Origin of the sequence: Tabrizicola sp. TH137 (genome assembly GCF_002855575.1) — a bacterium.
GTDB lineage: Bacteria > Pseudomonadota > Alphaproteobacteria > Rhodobacterales > Rhodobacteraceae > Paragemmobacter.
Genome location: NZ_PKRQ01000028.1, coordinates 1 through 2500 on the forward strand (window position 1 = coordinate 1; position 2500 = coordinate 2500).

Sequence of the window (2500 nt, forward strand, 5' to 3'; positions counted from 1 at the left end):
TGGTTGCGGGGGCAGGATTTGAACCTGCGGCCTTCAGGTTATGAGCCTGACGAGCTACCGGGCTGCTCCACCCCGCGTCACTTGTTGTCTGACTTGGTTGGTTTGTGTTTCGTTGAGATTGGTGTGTGCTTCTTTCTAGGTTTGGCGGTGACCTACTCTCCCACGTCTTAGGACGCAGTACCATTGGCGCGACGGCACTTAACTTCCGGGTTCGGGATGGGACCGGGTGTTTTGCTCGTGCTATGACCACCAAACCGAGGAAGGAGCACGGGGAGAGGTTTTTTGTCCTTTCCCCTTACATCAGTTTTGTTGTTCCAAGTTTGTTTGCTTTTGATTGAGACAGCCTTGCTGTTTCTGGATCAAATCAAGCCTATCGGGCAATTAGTACCGGTCAGCTGAATGCATTGCTGCACTTACACCTCCGGCCTATCGACGTGGTGGTCTTCCACGGCCCTCAAGGGAGACCTTGTTTTGAAGGGGGCTTCCCGCTTAGATGCCTTCAGCGGTTATCCTGTCCGATCATAGCTACCCTGCACTGCCGTTGGCACGACAACAGGTCCACCAGTGGATCGTTCACCCCGGTCCTCTCGTACTAGGGGCAACTCTTCTCAAGTCTCCTACACCCACGGCAGATAGGGACCGAACTGTCTCACGACGTTCTAAACCCAGCTCACGTACCTCTTTAAATGGCGAACAGCCATACCCTTGGGACCTGCTCCAGCCCCAGGATGAGATGAGCCGACATCGAGGTGCCAAACGATGCCGTCGATATGGACTCTTGGGCATCATCAGCCTGTTATCCCCAGAGTACCTTTTATCCGTTGAGCGATGGCCCTCCCACTTGGGACCACCGGATCACTATGGCCGACTTTCGTCTCTGCTCGTCTTGTCAGACTTGCAGTCAGGCTGGCTTCTGCCATTGCACTCAACGACCGATTTCCGACCGGTCTGAGCCAACCTTCGCGCGCCTCCGTTACTGTTTGGGAGGCGACCGCCCCAGTCAAACTCCCCACCATGCATGGTCCCGGACCCGGATGACGGGCCGCGGTTAGACATCAAGAGTGCGAAGGGTGGTATCTCAAGGGAGGCTCCACAGAGACTGGCGTCCCTGCTTCGATGCCTACCACCTATCCTGCACATCACAATCCTGATGCCAGTGCAAAGCTGGAGTAAAGGTTCATGGGGTCTTTCCGTCTAACCGCGGGTAGTGTGCATCTTGACACACAGTTCAATTTCGCTGAGTCCACGTTAGAGACAGCGGGGAGATCGTTACGCCATTCGTGCAGGTCGGAACTTACCCGACAAGGAATTTCGCTACCTTAGGACCGTTATAGTTACGGCCGCCGTTTACTGGGGCTTCAATTCGGAGCTTGCACCCCTCCTTTTAACCTTCCAGCACCGGGCAGGCGTCAGACTGTATACGTCGCCTTACGGCTTCGCACAGCCCTGTGTTTTAAGTAAACAGTCGCCACCCCCTGGTCTGTGCCCCCCGCCCATAGTTGCCTACAGACGGGGCTCCCTTCTCGCGAACTTACGGGAGCATTTTGCCGAGTTCCTTTAACGTGGTTCTCTCAAGCGCCTTGGTATACTCTACCAGTCCACCTGTGTCGGTTTAGGGTACGGTCTGATGTGGGGCTATTTCCAGGGACCTCTAAGCAGCTCACCCAATCCGATAAGGGCAAACTACAGTCGAGATCCGTCACATCCCACTGGCCCAGGAATATTAACCTGGTTCCCATCGACTACGCCTTTCGGCCTCGCCTTAGGGGCCGGCTTACCCTGCTCAGATTAGCTTTAAGCAGGAACCCTTGGACTTTCGGCGAGAGGGTCTCTCACCCTCTTTGTCGCTACTCATGTCAACATTCTCGCTTCTGATCTCTCCACCGGATGCCTCACGGCCCGGCTTCACAGAAAGCTTCGCGTGTTCGATCCACCTCGCGGTGGATAAAACACATGAAGCTATATCACAGAACGCTCCGCTACCACGCACATCGCTGTGCATCCTGAGCTTCGGCTCGTGGCTTGAGCCCCGTTACATCTTCGCCGCAGGACAGCTTGTCTAGACCAGTGAGCTGTTACGCTATCTTTAAAGGATGGCTGCTTCTAAGCCAACCTCCTGGTTGTTTTGGCCGTCCCACATGCTTTCCCACTTAGCCACGAATTAGGGGCCTTAGCTGCAGGTCAGGGTTGTTTCCCTCTTCACGACGGACGTTAGCACCCGCCGTGTGTCTCCCGGATAGTACTCTCGGGTATTCGGAGTTTGCTTAGGCTCAGTAAGTCTGTGGGACCCCATCACCCATGCAGTGCTCTACCCCCCGAGGTATTCGTCCGAGGCGCTACCTAAATAGCTTTCGCGGAGAACCAGCTATCTCCAGATTTGATTGGCCTTTCACCCCTAGCCACACCTCATCCAGACCCTTTTCAACGGGTGTTGGTTCGGACCTCCAGTTGGTGTTACCCAACCTTCATCCTGGACATGGCTAGATCATCTGGTTTCGGG

1 tRNA gene and 2 rRNA genes (1 of these 3 cut by a window edge) are annotated in these 2500 nt (G+C 55.0%); all 3 read right to left on the reverse strand.

The annotated features are described in order from the left end of the window. Nucleotides 1-77 (reverse strand) — tRNA-Met (locus C0V75_RS22490). A gap of 62 nt (nucleotides 78-139) precedes the next feature. Further along, nucleotides 140-254 (reverse strand): 5S ribosomal RNA (gene rrf / locus C0V75_RS22495). Nucleotides 255-360: 106 nt separating this feature from the next. Continuing rightward, nucleotides 361-2500 (reverse strand): 23S ribosomal RNA (locus tag C0V75_RS22500) (it continues 692 nt past the right edge of the window).